We start from the raw sequence: 18,142 nt of genomic DNA, 5'->3' as shown, positions 1-18,142 counted from the left end.
AGTAACGCACTTGTTCCATTGCTGGCGAACGCGTTCCGATTCACGTCGATGCAAAAAACATACCCGATTTCAATTCAGCGCGCTAGCGTGTGGACATGCCTGTGGCGGGTGCGTCCTTCTGCTGGATGATGGCCGCGAGCCGCGCGTCATAGCTCGAGTGGATGTGGGTCCGTGTCTTTTCCGGGCGGGCATGGCGATAGGCGTGTCGCAGTGCCAGTGCGGCTTCGTGAAAACCGGAAAGAATCAGTTTCTGTTTGTTGCCGTAGCCGGCGATATCACCTGCCGCGTACACGCGAGGTATCGATGTTTGGAAATGCAGCGGATCGACGGTCGTCCGGCCGCCTGCGATGTCGAGACCCCAATCGGCGATGGGGCCGAGTGCGGCAACCAGCCCGTACAGCACCAGCAACTGGTCCGACGCAATCGTATGATCGCCGTCGCGTTCCTTCAAGGTGATGGCCGACAAGATCTGGGCGGTGTCACTGGTATTGCCAGTCTCGGAGGGCTCCGCTGGTGCCGTATGCAGATTGCCGATCGTACCAATCCGCAATGCGATATCACCGCGCGCGACGGCCGCGCGCAGCGCCGCAACGGACGCGTCGGCAGCCCTGAACGTGTCACGGCGATGGACGAGCGTCAACGTACTGGCCACGTCGCGCAAGGCGAGAGCCCAGTCAAGCGCTGAATCGCCGCCTCCGGCAATTACCACGCGCTGACCGCGAAAACGCGCGATATCGCGGACCGCATAATGCACGGCGTGACCTTCCAATGCTTCCGCGGTCTGTGCGGCCGGCCCTGATATGCGTTGCGGCACGAAGGCGCCATTCCCCGCGCAGAGGAGCACTGCCGCTGCGTGAAAGGTCAGCCCACGGTCGGTCTGGACGACGATGTGATGTGTGCCGGCGATTTCCGTCAGTGCCGGATCCGCTGCAGTGGACGTGGCGACAGGGGGCGTGGCTGGCACGGCCTGCAAGGTCCGCGCTTGCTGGCCGAGATGAATGGCGGCGCCGAAAGGGCGCGCTTGTTCCAACAAACGCGACACAAGCTCACGCGCCGTGCAGATGGGGAGCGCGGGGATGTCGAAGATCGGTTTGTCCGGATACAGCTCCGTGCATTGGCCGCCCGGTTCATCCAACGCCTCGACGATTTCGCACGACAACCCGAGCACGCCCGCCTGAAACGCGGCGAATAGACCCACCGGTCCTGCGCCGATGATCAGGATGTCGACGCAACGCGGCACGCTGGCATGCGCCGGCTCGCCCGATGGATCGGCAACTTGACGTGACGCCGCGGCGGGTGGCAGTGGCGATGCCTCCGGTACGCCGGTGGCATGGTATGGGTCTGGCCGGTTGGTAGGAAGCGAACAAACTGCCTGGCTGGTGCTGGGGGCGGTGCTCATCGATTCGATCGTCCTGTTGCGCTCGCCCGCCGCGTCATGCCGCGTTGACGGCGTCGCGTGGCGACGATCGACGCTGCGGTCCCGCGCGGGCTGAGGGAATAGCCGCATTGTCGCTCGAAATCGCAGCCGATTGCGTGACGCGCGCGGTTAGCCCTTTGCGCCACACGGCTTTAGAAACGTGATCGCGTCAGTCCGACGCCAGCATGTCGCGACGGCGCTGATCCCGTTTGCGGCGCCGACGATCGCGCCAGGCGTGTGTGCGTGCCTTGGCGCGCTCCAATACCAGGTAGACCACCGGCGTGGTGTACAGCGTCAACACCTGACTGACGATCAGGCCGCCGACGATCGACACGCCCAGGGGCTGGCGCATCTCCGAGCCTTCCCCCAGCGTCAGTGTCAATGGCACGGCGCCGAGGATGGCCGCCAAGGTGGTCATCATGATCGGCCGGAATCGCAGTCGACATGCCTGGTAGATGGCGGTCCGGGCATCGGTGCCTGGAATGCGGGCGGCGCTGATGGCAAAGTCGATCATCATGATCGCGTTCTTCTTGACGATGCCGATCAGTAGAATCACGCCGATCAACGCGATGATGCCGAAATCGATATTGAAAAGCCGCAACGCGAGCAGCGCGCCAATGCCCGCTGACGGCAGCGTCGACAGAATCGTCACCGGATGCAGATAGCTCTCGTAGAGAATGCCCAGCACGATATATACGGCGGCGATGGCGGCCAGAATCAGTAGTGGCATATCCGATTGCGACTGTTGCGCCGTCATCGCCGTTCCGGCAGCCGACCCCTGAATCGTCCCCGGCACCCCGATTTCCTGCATCGTCTGCTGTATCAAGGTGATCGCATTGGCCAGGTTGCCGCCCACCGGCAAGTTGAACGAGATAGTGGTCGCCACGAATTGGCCCTGATGATTCACCGACAAGGGGGTGTTGCCGATGCTGAAGTGCGCGATCGCGGACAACGGCACCATCGTTTCCTTCGACGTACTGACGGCTGAGCCGGTGGACGAACTGCTGTTACCCGTCGACGTGATCGAATTGGTCGCCTGGTTCTGCACGGCGCTCGCCAGCGCGGTCTGTTGCGAGGTGATCGAATCGGCACCGGTCGTGCTGCTGCTTGACTGTGTCGAGGCGCCGGATGATGACGACGTTCCGGTCGAGTCCAGCGTCGAGTTCGTGCTGCTGGTTCCGCTGGTGTTGCCCGATGTGCTGATATAGATCTGCTTCAGGATGTCAGGGCTTTGCCAATATTTACTGTCGACGGTCAGGATCACGTGATACTGATTCATCGCGTTGTAGATCGTGGATACCTGGCGTTGCCCGAACGCGTCGTACAGCGTGTTATCGATCTGTGCCGGTTGAATACCGAAGCGTGCGGCCGTAGCGCGATCGATCGTGATGTCGCTCTCGAGCCCCTTTTGTTGCAGATCGGAATTCACGTCCGCGAGTTCCGGCTTGGCCTGTAGCGCCGTCACGAGCTTATTGGTCCATGTGTACAGCTCCGTGGTCGAGTCGCCGAGCAATGTGTACTGGTACATGGCGTTACTCTGACGGCCGCCCGTGCGGATATCCTGCGCCGATTGCAGGAACAGCCGGATACCCGCGACCTTGTCCAGCTTGGGCCGCAGTCGCGCAATGACTTCGCTTGCGCTGACGTCACGCCGCGCGCGGGGCTTCAGCTCGACAAATACGCGGCCACCGTTCGTCTGCGATCCGGTGCCACCCGTGGAGCCCACGACATTGAGCACGGCGGGGTCCGCCTGGACGATTGCCATCACTTCCCGGAATTTACCCTGCATCGCCTGGAAGGAGACGTTCTGGTCGGCCTGGATGCCACCGATCAGGCGCCCGGTATCTTCATCGGGGAAGAAGCCTTTTGGTATCTTCACATACATATAGAAATTCAGGCCGACGGTGGCGACCAGGATCAGCAAGATCGTTTTCCGGTGATCGAGCGACCAGATCAGCGTCTCGGCATACCAATCGACGCACTTCGCACCCCAGCGGTTCAGCGTATTGCCGCAACGTCGCCAGAATCCCGGGTTCTCTTGCTCGCCTGGCTTGCGGTGCGAGATCAGCAACGCGCACATCATCGGCGTGACGGTCAGGGAGACCAGCATGGAAATGCCAATCGATATCGCCAGCGTGACCGCGAATTCGCGGAAGAGCCGACCGACGATGCCAGACATCAGCAGTATCGGTAGGAAGACAGCGACCAGGGACAATGTGATCGACAGCACGGTCGGTCCGATTTCCTGCGCCCCGAGCAACGCGGCGGCGCGTCGCGGCATGCCGCGTTCGACATGCCGCGCGATGTTTTCGAGAACGACAATTGCATCGTCGACAACAAAGCCGGTGGCGATCGTCAACGCCATCAGGGACAGAAGGTCGAGCGAATAGCCGAGCAGGTACATCGCACCAAACGTGCCGATGATCGAAATCGGCACGGCGACGGCCGGGATGACCACCGCGCGCCAATCCTGCAGGAAGGCGAACACGACCAGGACCACCAGAATGACGGCGACGATCAGGGTCAATTCCGTATCGTGCAACGACGCCTGAATCGTCGTGGTCCGGTCCTGCGTGACCTTGACATCGACGTCGCTCGGGAGCCCCGCGGTCAGCGACGGCATCCGTTCGCGGATGCGTTTCACCGTGTCGATCAAATTCGCGCCGGGCTGCGGGAAGACGATCAGGATCACCGCGTTGCGGCCATTCGACATCCCGAGATTATTGACATCCTCTACCGAATCCACCACGCGACCGAGGTCACTCAGCCGGATTGGCGCATTGTTGCGGTAGGCCACGACCATGTCCCGATACTGCGCGGCCTTGGTCGCCTGGTCGTTCGTATAGACCTGATAGCGCTGCGCGCCGACATCGAAACCGCCTTTTGGGCTGTTGGCATTGGCCGCGGCAAGCGCGGCGCGGACGTCCTCGAAGCTGATGCCGTAATGGAATAGCTTCTGCGGGTCCATTTCGGCGCGCACTGCGGGCAGGGCACTGCCGGCAATGTCCACATCGCCCACGCCCTCGATCTGCAGCAACGCTTGTGCAACCTCGGTATCGGCCTTGTCGTATAGCTGGCCGGCGGACAATGTGTTAGACGACAATCCCACCAGCAGGATCGGCGCCGACGCGGGATTGAATTTCCGATACGTCGGATTCGAGCGCAGGCTCGTCGGCAGATCGGCGCGCGCGGCATTGATGGCGGCCTGAACATCACGCGCCGCGCCATTGATGTCGCGGCTCAAGTTGAACTGCAGGATGACGCGCGTCTGGCCGGTATTGCTCATCGACGTCATTTCGGAGACATCGGCAATGGCGCCCAACCGACGTTCGAGCGGCGCGGCGACGCTGGTCGCCATGGTTTCCGGACTCGCACCGGCCATCTGCGCCTGCACGACGATCGTCGGCATGTCCACCTGCGGCAATGGCGCGACCGGCAGCTTCAGGAACGCGAACATCCCGGCCAGCGCGATGCCCAAGGCTAGCAACGTCGTGCCGATCGGCCGCATGATGAAAAGCCGCGACATGTTCATCGTGCGTCCCGTCCACTCGGGAAGTCGTCATTGCCGCTGCCGTCCCGACCCTGCTTGCGCATGCCGTCTTGATAGTCATGCTTGCCGTCGGCCCCGAAGCGGCGGCGCAGGCGCACGCCGATCCGGTCGAACCACAGATAGATCACCGGCGTGGTGAACAGCGTCAGCAACTGGCTGACGATCAGGCCGCCGACGATCGTCACCCCCAGCGGTTGCCGCAATTCGGAGCCCGAGCCGGAACCAAGCATCAACGGCAGGCCGGCAAGCAGTGCGGCCATCGTCGTCATCAGAATCGGACGGAAGCGGAGCAGGCAAGCGCGATGAATGGCTTCCCGCGGGCTCAAACCTTCCTCGCGTTCGGCATCCAGCGCGAAGTCGATCATCATGATCGCGTTTTTCTTCACGATCCCGATCAACAGCACGATGCCGATGATCGCGATGATGTCGAGGTCGTTGCCGGTCAGCATCAGTGCCAATAGCGCGCCGACACCGGCCGACGGCAGCGTTGACAGAATTGTGATTGGATGAATGAAGCTTTCATACAACACGCCCAGGACGATATACATCGCGACAACCGCTGCGAGTAACAGGAACAGCTCGTTACCCAGCGACGACTGGAACGCCAGTGCCGCACCCTGGAAATTCGTTGTGAACGAACCCGGCAGGTTCAGTTCCGACTCGGCTTGCTTGATCGCCTTCACCGCCTCCCCAAGGGATGCGCCCGGCGCGAGGTTGAACGCGATGGTGGCCGCCGGGAACTGTCCCAAATGGCTGACCAGCAGCGGCGCATCCTGTTCGCGGAAGGTCGCGATCGCCGACAGCGGTACCTGCGAAGTGCTGCCGCTGGACGAGGGCAGGTGCAAGGAACCCAACGCGGCGATGCTGGTTTGCAGCGATGGCATGGCCTCGAGAATCACGCGGTACTGGTTCGACTGAGTATAGATCGTCGAGACGATACGCTGGCCGAACGCGTCGTACAGCACGTTGTCGACGGTGGCGGGCGTGATGCCGAACCGCGCCGCGGTGGCGCGGTCGATATCGATATAAACTGCCTTGCCCTTTTGCTGCAAATTGCTGCTGACGTCGGCTAGCGCAGGCGAGACCGCCAGCTTGTCGATCAACTTGGGTACCCAGGTGTCGAACAAGGCCGCGTTCGTGTTCTGCAAGATGAACTGGTACTGGGTCAACCCGCTGCTCGACTCGATCGACAGATCCTGCACCGGTTGCATATATAGCGAGATGCCGGCGACCTGAGCGGCGGCGGTGTTGATACGTCGGATGATCTCGGATGCGGTGGCGGTACGGTCGTCGCGCGGTTTCAGGTTGATCAGGAACCGGCCGCTGTTCAGTGTGACGTTGGTGCCGTCCACGCCGACGTAAGAAGAAAGATTCTCGACATCAGGATCTTTCAGAATCACATCGGCCAGGGCCTGTTGTCGTTCGGCCATCGCCTGAAAGGAGATCGACTGGCCGGCGACCGATGTGCCCTGGATCTGCCCGGTATCCTGCACCGGGAAAAACCCCTTCGGCACGACAATATACAAAATGACGGTCAGCGCCAGCGTCAATACCGCGACCAGCAGGGTCAATGGCTGGTGATCGAGTACCACCTTCAGCATCCGGTCATAGCCACCGATCATCCGATCGAATGTGCGATGCGACGCTTCCTCGAAGCGCGAACGCCGGCGCGGTAACGGGGCGCCATCGGCATCGCGGTCATGGGAGGGCGCCGGCCGCAGAAGCTTGGCGCACATCATCGGCACCAGCGTCAACGACACGATCGCGGAAATGACGATCGTCACGGCCAGCGTCACTGCGAATTCATAGAACAGGCGGCCGACGACGTCGCCCATGAACAGCAGCGGTATCAGCACCGCGAGCAACGACACCGTCAGCGAGATGATCGTGAAGCCGATCTGCCGCGCCCCCTTCAGCGCCGCGTGCAGCGGGGTGTCTCCCTCTTCGACGAAGCGTGCGATGTTCTCGATCATGACGATTGCGTCATCGACGACGAAGCCCGTGGCAATCGTCAATGCCATCAACGACAGATTGTCCAGCGAAAAGCCGAACAGGTACATGACGCCCAGCGTGCCGACCAGCGACAACGGTACCGACAAAGACGGAATCAGCGTCGCCGTCACACTGCCGAGGAACACATAAATCACGGCGACGACGAGGAGGATCGACAGCAGGAGTTCGTACTGCACGTCCCGTACCGAAGCCTTGATCGACCCTGTCTGGTCGCTGAGCACATGCACATCGATATCGGCGGGCAGCGTGGCCTTCAGTTTGGGCAGCAGCGCCTGAATACCCTGCGCCGTCTGGATCACGTTCGCGCTCGGCTGGCGCTGGATATTCATGATGATCGCCGGCGTGCCGTTCATCCAGGCGCCTAGGTAGCGATTTTCCGGACCGGACGTGACGGTGGCCACGTCGCGCAGCATCACCGGGCGGCCACTACGATAGGCGATCACGGACTTGTCGTATTCGGCCGGATCGCGCAGTTGATCGTTTGCATTGATCGTGTAAGAGCGGGTGGGGCCGTCGAACGACCCTTTTGGCGTATTGACGTTCAGGTTTGCCAGCGTCGTGCGAAGGTCATCGAGGTTCAGGCCGTAGGCGGCCAGCGCGCGCGGATTGGCCTGGATGCGGACTGAGGGACGCAGCCCACCCCCAACGCTGACCAGACCGACGCCGCCTACCTGCGAGATCTTCTGTGCCATTCGCGTGTCGGCCAGATCTTCAACCTTCGATAGCGGCAGCGTCTTGGACGTCAATGCCAGGGTCATGATGGGCGCGTCGGCCGGATTGACCTTCGCGTAGATAGGGGGCGCGGGCAGATCCGAGGGCAACAGGTTGTTGGCGGCGTTGATGGCTGCCTGGACTTCCTGTTCCGCGATGTCGATCGGCAGGTCCAGCGCAAACTGCAACGTGATCACCGAAGCGCCCGCGGAACTCTGCGAGTACATCTGGTTCAAGCTCGACATTTGGCCGAACTGGCGTTCCAGCGGCGCTGTCACCGAGGTGGTCATCACCTCGGGACTGGCGCCGGGGTAGAGCGTCTGGACCTGGATAGTCGGGTATTCGACTTGCGGTAATGCCGAAACCGGCAGGAAATGCAGCCCGAGGAGGCCGGCCAGCATGATCGCCGCCATGAGCAGCGCGGTGCCGACCGGGCGCAGGATGAAGATGCGTGACGGATTCATGCGTTACGGCGTGACAGCGTATCGGCGGGCGCGGTATTGGCCGCGGACGAATCCGACGCGGCGTGGCGATGACGGTGCGCGGCATGCGTGCCGGAGGCCGCCGATGCGGTCGCCGCGTCCGACGCCGTGGCGGCCCCGGATGCGCCCGATGTTGACGCGCCGCCGCTGAGGTCGCTCGGTGCGACCTTCGCGCCTTCGCGCAAGCGGTCGACGCCATCGGTCACGACCGTGTCGCCGGGCGTTAGGCCCTGTGTCACTTGCGTGCGTTCCCCGTCCACCTGACCGATCGTGATCTTGCGCACGGTAACGGTGTCGTCGGGCTTCACCAGATAGACATAGGAGCCGATCGAGCCGGTCTGCACCGCCGAGCTGGGAACGATCGTCGCATTGCGGATGACATTGACCAACAGCCGGATATTGACGAACTGGTTCGGGAACAGTTTCTCGTCCTGATTGGCGAACATGGCGCGTAGTTTGACAGTGCCCGTGGTGGTGTCGATCTGGTTATCCAGGGTTGCCAGTGAACCCAGCGCGATCTGGTGCGAGTCCGTGCGATCGAAGGCCGACGCGGACAGCTTGCCATCACGCGACATACCGTCCATCACCGCCGGGATGTTGTCCTCCGGCAGCGTGAAGATCACGCTCATCGGCTGGGTCTGCGTGATAACGACCAGGCCATTCGTATCACTGGTCGTCACGTAGTTGCCGATGTCGACCTGACGCAAGCCGACGCGACCCGAGACGGGCGCCGTCACGCGGGCATACACGAGATCAAGCTTGTAAGTGTCGACCGATGCCTGATCCGACTGCACCGTGCCTTCGTACTGCTGAACCAGGGACACCTGGGAGTCATAGGTCTGACGCGCGACCGAGTCCTGCTCCACCAGTGTCTTGTAGCGCTGCAGATCCAGCCGTGCCTGGCGCAGCAGCGCCTGGTCCTTGCGCAGCGTGCCTTCCGCCTGGCGCAATTGGATCTCGTACGGGCGTGGATCGACCTGGGCGAGGAAATCGCCTTGCTTGACGTGCTGTCCTTCGGTGAAGCCAATCTTCATCAGATTGCCCGAAATCTGCGAGTGCACCGTGACGGTCGCCAGTGGCGTGACCGTACCGAGGGCATTGAAAACCACGGGGATTTCCCCAATGGTGGCTTTTGCCACGCGAACCGCTTGCGTCTGGTTCGCCGCCATCGGACCACCGTGTCGCCCACCACCCGGGCCGCCAGGCCCCGGACCACCCGGCGGACCACCGGGTGGTCCAAGCGCATCAGGGCCGCCATGACGGCCATGTGCTCCCCATGGGTGCCAGACGATCAAGGCGATGACGAGTACCAGCAGCGTCCCGCCGATAATCCAGCCGATTCGGCGGCGGGAGGAGGTGGGGGGGCGATCGGGCGGCGGCGGCGGGAAAGATCCCTCGGAGATACGTGGCGCAACCTTGGGAGGCAGCGACGAGTCCGGTGAAGCGACGGGCCGTTGAGGGTTCGGATCAGGCGTTTTTTCGTCCATCGCAAATCGTGTTGTTTATTTCTTTTGGCGCTTGACCGCCGGTCAATCAATCGACTATGTCGGGCGAGCACGCGACCCTTGCTTTTTCGCGCAGGATGCGGAAATCCGCATGCAAACCACAAATCCTACGGAACTCTAACTGGATCGTCCATTGTTCCCCCTTTGCAATAAATTACAGTGAAACCAGGGCAAGCGTGATGACAGCGATTAAAAACGCCGTTCCGCGGCACAACGTCTTATGGCGGCAGTGACATCGTGCGTGGCGAGACGGTGTGCAGATAAAGTGATTCCTATCCATTTTTAAGATTGTGCAGCATCGGCAGCATTTATTTTCAATTATCTCTAATAAAGAAAAAGAAAAACGATGTTATTGCGGCATTTATCAGCAATGACATCGCCGCGGAATCCTGTATGCGCTTCAGTGCGTGCAATTCCGACGGGTCCCAAATGGAGCAAGGGCTTCCTCCAAATAACAAGGTTTGGTAAAAAATGTTCACATCAAACAAGGGGATGAGGCGATGAGATTCGATGCCACGGATAAACGCATTTTGGAATTGCTGCAACGGGATGCGTCTATGCCCCTGTCGGAGCTGGCACAGCATGTGTGCCTGACGCAGACGCCGTGCTGGAAACGCGTACAGCGCTTGAAACGCTCCGGTGTGATCCGGCGCCAGGTGACGTTATGCGATGCAAGTGCCTTGGGCGTCGGGACGACTGCGTTCGTCAATGTCTCGAGCGATCGTCATTGCGCCGAATGGGCCGAAAAATTTATCGCGGTCATTGCGCAGGTGCCCGAGGTGGTGGAGGTCTATCGGATGACGGGCGACAGCGATTACCTGTTGCGGCTCGCCGTGGCCGGCATCGATGATTTCAGGAAAATCTTGGCCAAACTCGAAGACGCGATTACTGTGCGTAGCATGACAACACATTTTGCCATCGAGCAGATCAAATATTCGACCGCGCTGCCGGTGCGTGAGACGTAGGCCGCTTACGACGCGACGTTCATGGCGCTCAGCGCGGGGGAATGACTGCCGGCGGTTGCATGGTCGTCACGGCCGGTGCCGCCGTTTCGGCGGCGTCGATCGACTCGACGGCCCTCGTCGACGCGCGGGCCGGGGGCGAGTCACCGGGGCCGCCGGTCGCGACGGACGCCACGGGCATCGGCGCCTGTTCGGATGGTGTTTCGAGAGGCGGCATGTCCGTTGTAGCCAGCGGCAGGTGGATGGCCGCCGCATTACGCCGCAACAGCAGCGCCGCGCGTAGCATCTGCTTGGTTTGATACACCAGCAGCTTGATGTCGTTGACCCGTTCCTCGGTCATCGCGGGATCGACCCCGCTGGCCTCGATCGTGTCGGCCGCCACGCCCATCTCGTCCAGTGCCCGGCTGATTGCCCGGTTTGCCTCGGCATCCACGCCGATCGGCGGCACGCCCGGGAGCCTGGGCGCCGGCTGTTCCAGGGTTGCCGCCTCGGCGGCGGCGAGGTGATGGCTGATGGCGTCGAGTGCCGCGCGCAACGCCGGCGGCTCCAATGACACGGGTGTCGTGCTGGTCTCCCCACTGATGGCGTCCTTGTCCGCATCAATGGTCCCGCGCGCACGTTGCGATGCCGCACGCTCGGACAATGTGTGACCTGACCCCGCAGGCAACGCGGCAACGCCGGCGCTCGCCATCAGCGGCGCCGCGGCGGTGATATGCGATGCCAGCGTGTGACACTGGACAATCAGGTCATTCAGCTCGGCCACATAGATCCGCTTCGATTTTGGTTCACGCATCATGCGGCGAAACGCCTGGCCGAGGTTTGCATGCGTCGTGTGAACAACCTTTCGGGCCAGGCGGAATTGATAGTCACGGTCCAACGCTTGCGCCTGGCGCTGAGTGGATGTGAGGTCCGGCGCCCGCAATTTCGCATTCGCTTGGCGCACCGCATCCAGGTAGTCACGGATCGCTTTCAATGCCGCCTTCACGGTCGGCCCCATCAGCCGATACTCCCAATTGGCGAACAGGTAACTGATGCCAACGGCTATCATGCATCCGACGATCGTGTCCACCGCGCGTTCGCCGATCAGACGCATGCCTACTGGCGCCAATAAGTGGTAGAGCAGTAACACATAGGACGAGATGAAGACGACCGCGGCGGCGTAATTGATCAGCAGCAGCGAGTAAGCCATGAGCATGCAGGCGAAGGTGACCGCCAGAATCAACGGAGGGCTATGGAAGAAATGCAGGAACAAGACGCTTGCGGTACATCCCAGAACGGTGCCGAAGATCCGTTGCGTATTGCGTTGCCGGGTCAGCGAGAAGCCCGGCTTCAGAATGATGACGGTGGTGAGGACGATCCAGTAACTGTTGGTCAACGGGAGGAGCGCCTGCATCAGCTTGCCCAGCGCGAGTGCCGCGGCCACGCCCAATGTCACCCGCAGCGCGTGGCGAAATGGCGGGGAGGTCATGTTCAGGTTCGACAGCAACTGCGCGGCCGTTATCCGGCGGCTGTCGAGAAAGCGCGACAGCGTCTGGTCCACCCGCATGACCGTTTCGTTCTTGTCGCCGTCCTCGGTTTCTCGCGTGCGGCGATGCAGGCGGTCGATCATCCGCGCGACGGTCCACACGCGACGGAAGCTGGCGGAGATGGCCGCGTAGGCTTCGGAATCGCGTGCCGGAAAGTTCCGGCGTCGCATCTTGTCGATCTCGTATTCAATCGCGCGCAATTCGGCGCGGTTTCGCACCCGTTGCACGGACGCGCGGTCCTGCAGGATCGCTAAACCAATTTCCTGCAAATCGTCCGCGCATTTCTCCAGCAAGTCGTGGAAAAAGACCAGGAGATCGGGGTTGTCGTCACCAAACGTATTGCGCAGCAACGCATAGTCGGTGTGGGCGCTGATGGCGGTCTCGTGCAGGTCGACCGCATCGATGAACAGGTTGAACAGCCTCACACGGCGTGGATCGCCATCGCTACGCTTCAGGCGGGGCAAGCGCCGCAAGACGATATCGCGCGCCGCGTCTTGTTGCTCGACCGTGGCGATCTGCTTGTCCACCAGATCCGAATAGGCATCTTCCAGACTGCTGGACGCGTCATAAAACCTGGCGCGTGCCCGCAAGTACTCGGCGATCGAGAATATCGACTCTCCCAGAACCTGGCGTTCGATGCGATCGATCTGGAGCCGACTCAGCGAATAGCTCCAATAGGTATACCAGAGGCTACCAGCGAGCATCCACGATGCATTGACCAAGGCGCCGAGCGGCGTGAGATGCTGCTCTAGCGTCGTGATCATCATGTATAGGGACGCAAAACTGATCTGCGGGCCTTTCGCTCCCAGCATGACGATCATTGACAACACGAACGTCAGCGGTACCACCGTTAGCCAGAGCGTCAGCGGGTTGGCGGTCGCGATGCCGGTCACAAGGGCGGACAGGAAGCCCAGCACCGAGCATGCCAGCATTTCGTTATGCTTGTACTTCAGCGGGCCGGGCAAGTCCACGACGCTGGCGGCAATGGCGCCGCTGGCCACTGTGAACGCGAGGGCCTGCGCGTCGAAGACGAAAAGCATCACGATGCCGGGCAGGACGATGCCGAGCGATATCCGTAATCCGCTGAACAGGTGCTGACTGTAGAGGAACTTTCTTATTTCGACCGAATAGCGCATAGACCAGGCAGTGCCGCAATGCATCATCGGGCAAGGGCGCGATGTCGCAGCATTCTCTTTGCGCAAGTCTAAAGCATTTCGTCTTGACCGGGCACCGCTGGATCAGCATTGAGACAATGTGAGCCGATCTGGCAAGGGGCGCTCAGTCTAGAGTGACTTGTCCGCGTTGCGCCTTTGTCTTCGCGCGGTGGGTCTTTTCTTCCAGGCGGCGCCGCACGCTGCCATGAGAAGGTCGAGTGACGCGGCGTGGTGTTGGTGCATACCAGACCGATGCGATCAGCGCGTGCAGGCGGTCAAGCGCGTCGATCCGATTGGCTTCTTGATGGCGCTGCGTTTGCGCCTTGATCAACAGCAATCCGTTGCGCGTAATGCGACGATCGGGTAATTCGAGCAACCGCCCCTTGACGGCTTCGGGTAGCGACGATGCAGAAATGTCGAAGTGCAGGACGACGGCGCTGGAGACTTTGTTAACGTTCTGACCGCCGGCGCCTTGCGCGCGAATGGCCGTGAAATGATAGTCAGCAGGCGCCAACACGATACGAGGTGGAGCGGAGGAAGACATGGCAGCGAACGTGAACCGCTCAATAATAAAGGGCGGCAAACGCCGCCCCTCCCAGGAAGTAGGACACTGGGTCCACCGGATAGCCACGCCGTCCGGTGGACCCACCCCGCAGATCTTACCTAAATACGGCAGGCCTCCAACACTTCCATTGTACGCCGATGGCGCCTGCTTATTTACCGACTTGGTTGCCGATAAAGCCGCCTGCCGCCGCGCCACCGACGGTACCCAGCACGCCGCCGCCCAGCGCCGCTCCCGCCGCGCCGCCGACGCCTGCACCAATGGCGGTGTCACGCTGACGTGTCGTCATGCCGCCGCAGGCCGTCAAACTGGCAATCAACGTCGCGGCAACGATTCCAGCGGCGATCCGCCGCGCGCTGCGTGCGCCGGCCTGTTTGTTCTGCTGTGCGGCATCAACATTGGCGTGCGCCATCGGTTCAACGATGACCGTCGAAGCCGCGCTGTCTGGATGTACTTTCATCTTCCACTCCTGTCTTCCTGACGACGATTTTTAATTTGATTGTGTCGAGGCCGTCCAGACGGATAGTGGACCGTTGGCTTGTCAAAGTGGCGGGCGATTGCCGATGCACCTGGCGAGACGCAGGTCGACCAGACGCGGTCGTCCTCACACACAGATGCATAAGCAATAAATGGTCCTGGATATAGAGTCGTATATTTTGCTCAGGTAGCGTGATAAATCTCACTCCCCTTGCGGACGAACTCAATTGCTTTCGTGGTCATGCCTTGCTGCAGTGCGTCCTGATCGGAAAGACCTTGCTCCGCGGCATAAGCCCGCACGTCCTGAGTGATCTTCATCGAACAGAAATGGGGGCCGCACATCGAGCAGAAGTGGGCGACCTTGGCCGAATCCTTTGGTAACGTTTCGTCGTGGAACAACCGCGCCTTGTCCGGATCGAGGCCCAGATTGAACTGATCCTCCCAGCGAAATTCAAATCGTGCCTTGGACAAGGCATTGTCCCGGATCTGGGCGCCGGGATGCCCCTTCGCAAGATCCGCCGCATGGGCGGCGAGCTTATAGGTAATGATGCCTTCCTTGACATCTTCTTTATTCGGCAGCCCGAGGTGTTCCTTGGGCGTGACGTAGCACAGCATCGCCGTGCCGTACCAGCCAATGTTCGCCGCGCCGATACCCGAGGTGATGTGGTCGTAGCCAGGCGCGATATCCGTCGTAAGTGGCCCCAAAGTATAGAACGGGGCTTCATGGCAGGCCTCCAGTTGCAGGTCCATGTTTTCCTTGATCAACTGCATCGGCACGTGCCCGGGGCCTTCGATGATGGTCTGCACGTCATGGCGCCAAGCCACTTGCGTCAACTCGCCCAGCGTACGCAGTTCGCTCAGTTGCGCTTCGTCATTCGCGTCGTAGATCGATCCCGGGCGCAGGCCGTCGCCGAGGGAGAAGCTGACGTCGTACGCCTTCATGATCTCGCAGATGTCCTCGAAGTGTTCATATATAAAGCTTTCCCGGTGATGCGCGAGGCACCATTTGGCCATGATCGAACCGCCTCGGGAAACAATGCCCGTCATGCGCGACGCCGTCATCGGAACATACCGCAACAGCACGCCCGCATGAATGGTGAAGTAGTCGACCCCTTGCTCGGCCTGTTCAATCAGCGTGTCGCGAAAAATTTCCCAGGTCAGCGCCTCTGCCTTGCCGTCCACTTTTTCCAGCGCTTGGTAGATGGGCACCGTACCGATGGGTACCGGACTGTTACGCAGAATCCATTCGCGCGTTTCATGGATGTGCTTGCCGGTGGACAGGTCCATCACCGTGTCTGCGCCCCAGCGGGTCGCCCATGTCATCTTGTCGACCTCCTCACCGATCGACGACGTCACCGCGGAGTTCCCGATGTTCGCGTTGATCTTTACGAGAAAGTTTCGACCGATGATCATCGGCTCACTTTCCGGGTGGTTGATGTTGTTCGGCAGGACGGCTCTGCCGCGTGCGATCTCGTCACGCACGAACTCAGGCGTGATGGCGCGCAGGCCGCCAGGGAGCGCAGCCGGTCCGCCCACGGCGGCCGCGCCGAACGCCTGACCGGGATGTTGGCGACCAAGCAACGTTGCCATTTTTTCACCGGTCGGCCCCGCCGCCCGCAGCGTGGCGAGGTACGCTTCGCGATTCTGATTCTCCCGGATGGCGACGAATTCCATCTCGGGTGTCACGATGCCCTGGCGCGCATAGTGCATCTGCGTGACGTTTGCGCCGGCCCGGCCGCGTCGGGGTTGACGTTGGAGACCGGGGAATCGTAGGGCGGTGGTGCGGGAATCGGCTGCACGTTCCCGACTGAAGACGCTCGACAGGGCGGTAAGCCATTCAGTGTCACCGCGTTCTTCGATCCAACCGGCGCGCAGCGCCGGCAAGCCTTGGCGTACGTCGATCGGAATAGTCCCGTCGGTGTAGGAACCGGATGTGTCATAGACATAGATCGGAGGATTCGGCTCTGCGCCAAAGCTGGCGGGGGTATCCGACTGGCTGATCTCGCGCATCGGCACACGCAGGTCGGGGCGGGAGCCTGTCACATAAATCTTGCGTGAATTTGGCAGCGGCGCAACGGCTGCCGCGTCGACGTGGGCGTCGGCGGAATGAAAATCGACTTTGGCGTGCATCGTGAGGCTCCGTTCTATGCAAGGTACGCCGACGATGCCGTCGGCGTCGAATCGGTTGAGCGACGCTGACAGGCGCGGACGAAGCGGATGCGCTCGAACGCCGGCAGCGTTTTTCGCGGCGCGACTGAACGCAAGAATGCGTCAGGCGGCCGCACGCGGCGCGGGGAGAGACGTGGGGATCGAATTGACCGCGGTGAGGGCCGAGAAGGGCGCGCGGTGGACGGGAGGGGCGTGGTGCCCGTGCGGGTTGAGCGCACGATGCGATGTGCGGCGCAAGGAGAACCCAACTCGCTCGACCCGCTCCGTTCTCACCGTCCGTCACTGCCACTTTTCCTCGACCAAAGCGCTTCCTTCGCTGGCATTACCCAGATCAGGTTCGAAGGGTATTTCTCACCGTCGGCCAGTTTAGATTGGCCGCAGGACCCCTGCGCGTTGTTACGCAGACAATACACAAACGTCTGCGTCGCGGCAAGCCGAATGCCGTATTTGCGGGCTCCGGGCCTCGACGATGACCTTCCGTAAGACCGTACTGAATGAAGCCCGAGACAGTGACGAAAATGCACCGAAGCGCTTGCCAGGAAGAGGAAAGACGTCAGGAAAACCGGCTAACATCGCCGTACAAGGTGTCATTACTGTGTAGCGGACAAAAAACAATGTTACAAAACAGAGGGTGGATTGTCTGGGTCAGGATGAGTCGAGCGATAGGGAATACCCTATAATAGGGTTAACCCTGAATAAACGGTACTGACCTGGAACCTCCCATGAAACTGTTGGATCAACTTGTCGCGCTACTGTTTCGCCGTGCCGCGGTCCGACGTGAAGCGCGCGAGGCCGCATACCTATCTGACGCTGCGGATTTGAACGAATTGGCGTTGCGGGTACAAGAATTGGAGCGCCATGCTGGTCGCGTGCGTCGGCCGCGGAAAGGGGATGCAGCGCCGGCTTGATTTGCCTAATGGGGCATCGCCTGCCTCGATCAGGGCGGAAGCAACGGCATCGGTCTGCCACTGCTTCTTGTCAGGCGTTCAGAAAAAAAAGCACGCCGTGGCGTGCTTTTTTCATCTGCGTCCGGTGAAATCGAAGACGCATCTGCCAATATTGTCGCGTGATCCGATGATGTACCGCCCGCGAAACGGCAGGTAATTACTTGCTCTTCTCTGCCGAATTTGTCAGCGCGTTTCCACCAGCTGAAATATCCTGGCCAGCGCCAGCCATGGTATTGCATCCGGCCAGCATGGACATAGCCGTAGCGGAGAGCAGCAGTAGGGCGACGATACGCTTCATGATGAGTTCCTCTTCCTGTTATTGTTGGTAAATCAACGATCCCTGAATCTTGGAGAGACGCATGGGTCCGCGTTGTCGGCAGCCGACCTTTTGATCGTTCGAGGGTCATTAAGAGGGGCTTCGACCTCAAACCACAACACATCCAACCGTTCAGTTCCGCGATTTAAGCAAGAATCGTGCGCAGATGAATGTAAGTAAATCGTATAGTAAAGACGTGGGATGTGCTGTCGGTTGCCGCTGATATCCAGGTAAGAAGATTCTTACTATTTTTCAACGTACCGCCTTATTGCCTGCGTGGATAGCGAGCGGCGGATTGTCTCGCTGTCGGCGTATTCCCACATAAGAACTGGCAAACGGCCGATTTTCGCA

11 protein-coding genes and 1 riboswitch are annotated in these 18,142 nt (G+C 60.8%); of the genes, 2 read left to right on the top strand and 9 right to left on the bottom strand.

Annotation, left to right across the window (positions count from 1 at the left end):
- Positions 1 to 82 precede the first annotated feature (82 nt).
- The 4 genes from WM40_RS17110 to WM40_RS17095 form a co-directional block, all read right to left on the bottom strand.
- Positions 83 to 1,399 (bottom strand): NAD(P)/FAD-dependent oxidoreductase, encoded by a 1,317-nt coding sequence (locus WM40_RS17110; RefSeq protein ID WP_082102888.1) that lies wholly within the window; start codon positions 1,397 to 1,399, stop codon positions 83 to 85.
- 187 nt (positions 1,400 to 1,586) lie between these two features.
- Positions 1,587 to 4,949 carry an efflux RND transporter permease subunit gene (locus tag WM40_RS17105; RefSeq protein WP_046153458.1) on the bottom strand — a complete coding sequence of 1,121 codons (3,363 nt, stop codon included), beginning with the start codon at positions 4,947 to 4,949 and terminating at the stop codon, positions 1,587 to 1,589.
- Positions 4,946 to 8,155, bottom strand: a complete 3,210-nt coding sequence (locus tag WM40_RS17100) for an MdtB/MuxB family multidrug efflux RND transporter permease subunit (RefSeq protein WP_082102877.1) — start codon at positions 8,153 to 8,155, stop codon at positions 4,946 to 4,948. The genes WM40_RS17105 and WM40_RS17100 overlap by 4 nt, the downstream gene beginning before the upstream one ends.
- Positions 8,152 to 9,660, bottom strand: a complete 1,509-nt coding sequence (locus tag WM40_RS17095) for an MdtA/MuxA family multidrug efflux RND transporter periplasmic adaptor subunit (RefSeq protein WP_024902334.1) — start codon at positions 9,658 to 9,660, stop codon at positions 8,152 to 8,154. Before WM40_RS17095 ends, WM40_RS17100 begins: the two co-directional genes overlap by 4 nt.
- 518 nt (positions 9,661 to 10,178) lie before the next feature.
- Here WM40_RS17095 and WM40_RS17090 point away from each other — a divergent pair.
- The gene (locus WM40_RS17090; protein ID WP_024902335.1) at positions 10,179 to 10,643 is read left to right on the top strand and encodes an Lrp/AsnC family transcriptional regulator; all 465 of its coding nucleotides are present in this window, start codon (positions 10,179 to 10,181) and stop codon (positions 10,641 to 10,643) included.
- A gap of 28 nt (positions 10,644 to 10,671) precedes the next feature.
- Here the strand turns inward: WM40_RS17090 and WM40_RS17085 are convergent, their stop codons facing one another.
- From WM40_RS17085 to thiC, 4 genes are all read right to left on the bottom strand, one after another.
- A complete protein-coding gene (locus WM40_RS17085; RefSeq protein ID WP_236693565.1) occupies positions 10,672 to 13,302 on the bottom strand; it encodes an FUSC family protein in 2,631 nt (876 codons plus the stop codon).
- 142 nt (positions 13,303 to 13,444) lie between these two features.
- Positions 13,445 to 13,864: an alternative ribosome rescue aminoacyl-tRNA hydrolase ArfB gene (gene arfB / locus WM40_RS17080; RefSeq protein ID WP_024902337.1), complete on the bottom strand. Its 420-nt coding sequence runs from the start codon at positions 13,862 to 13,864 to the stop codon at positions 13,445 to 13,447.
- Positions 13,865 to 14,033: 169 nt separating this feature from the next.
- Positions 14,034 to 14,294: a glycine zipper 2TM domain-containing protein gene (locus WM40_RS17075; protein ID WP_157684930.1), complete on the bottom strand. Its 261-nt coding sequence runs from the start codon at positions 14,292 to 14,294 to the stop codon at positions 14,034 to 14,036.
- 248 nt (positions 14,295 to 14,542) lie between these two features.
- Entirely contained in the window at positions 14,543 to 16,489 is a 1,947-nt protein-coding gene (thiC, locus tag WM40_RS17070; protein ID WP_024902339.1) for a phosphomethylpyrimidine synthase ThiC, read from the bottom strand.
- Positions 16,490 to 16,819: 330 nt separating this feature from the next.
- A riboswitch (TPP riboswitch) is annotated at positions 16,820 to 16,926 on the bottom strand.
- A gap of 324 nt (positions 16,927 to 17,250) precedes the next feature.
- Between thiC and WM40_RS17065 the strand changes: the two genes are divergently transcribed.
- Positions 17,251 to 17,436: a hypothetical protein gene (locus tag WM40_RS17065; protein WP_024902340.1), complete on the top strand. Its 186-nt coding sequence runs from the start codon at positions 17,251 to 17,253 to the stop codon at positions 17,434 to 17,436.
- Between the two features lie 196 nt (positions 17,437 to 17,632).
- Here the strand turns inward: WM40_RS17065 and WM40_RS17055 are convergent, their stop codons facing one another.
- Positions 17,633 to 17,773, bottom strand: coding sequence for an entericidin A/B family lipoprotein (locus WM40_RS17055; RefSeq protein WP_024902342.1), 141 nt, complete (start codon positions 17,771 to 17,773; stop codon positions 17,633 to 17,635).
- Between the last annotated feature and the right edge of the window lie 369 nt (positions 17,774 to 18,142).

Origin of the sequence: Robbsia andropogonis (genome assembly GCF_000970345.1) — a bacterium.
Lineage (GTDB): Bacteria > Pseudomonadota > Gammaproteobacteria > Burkholderiales > Burkholderiaceae > Robbsia > Robbsia andropogonis.
The sequence above is the reverse complement of the archived record's forward strand: the minus strand, read 5'-3'. Positions and strand labels throughout refer to the sequence as shown.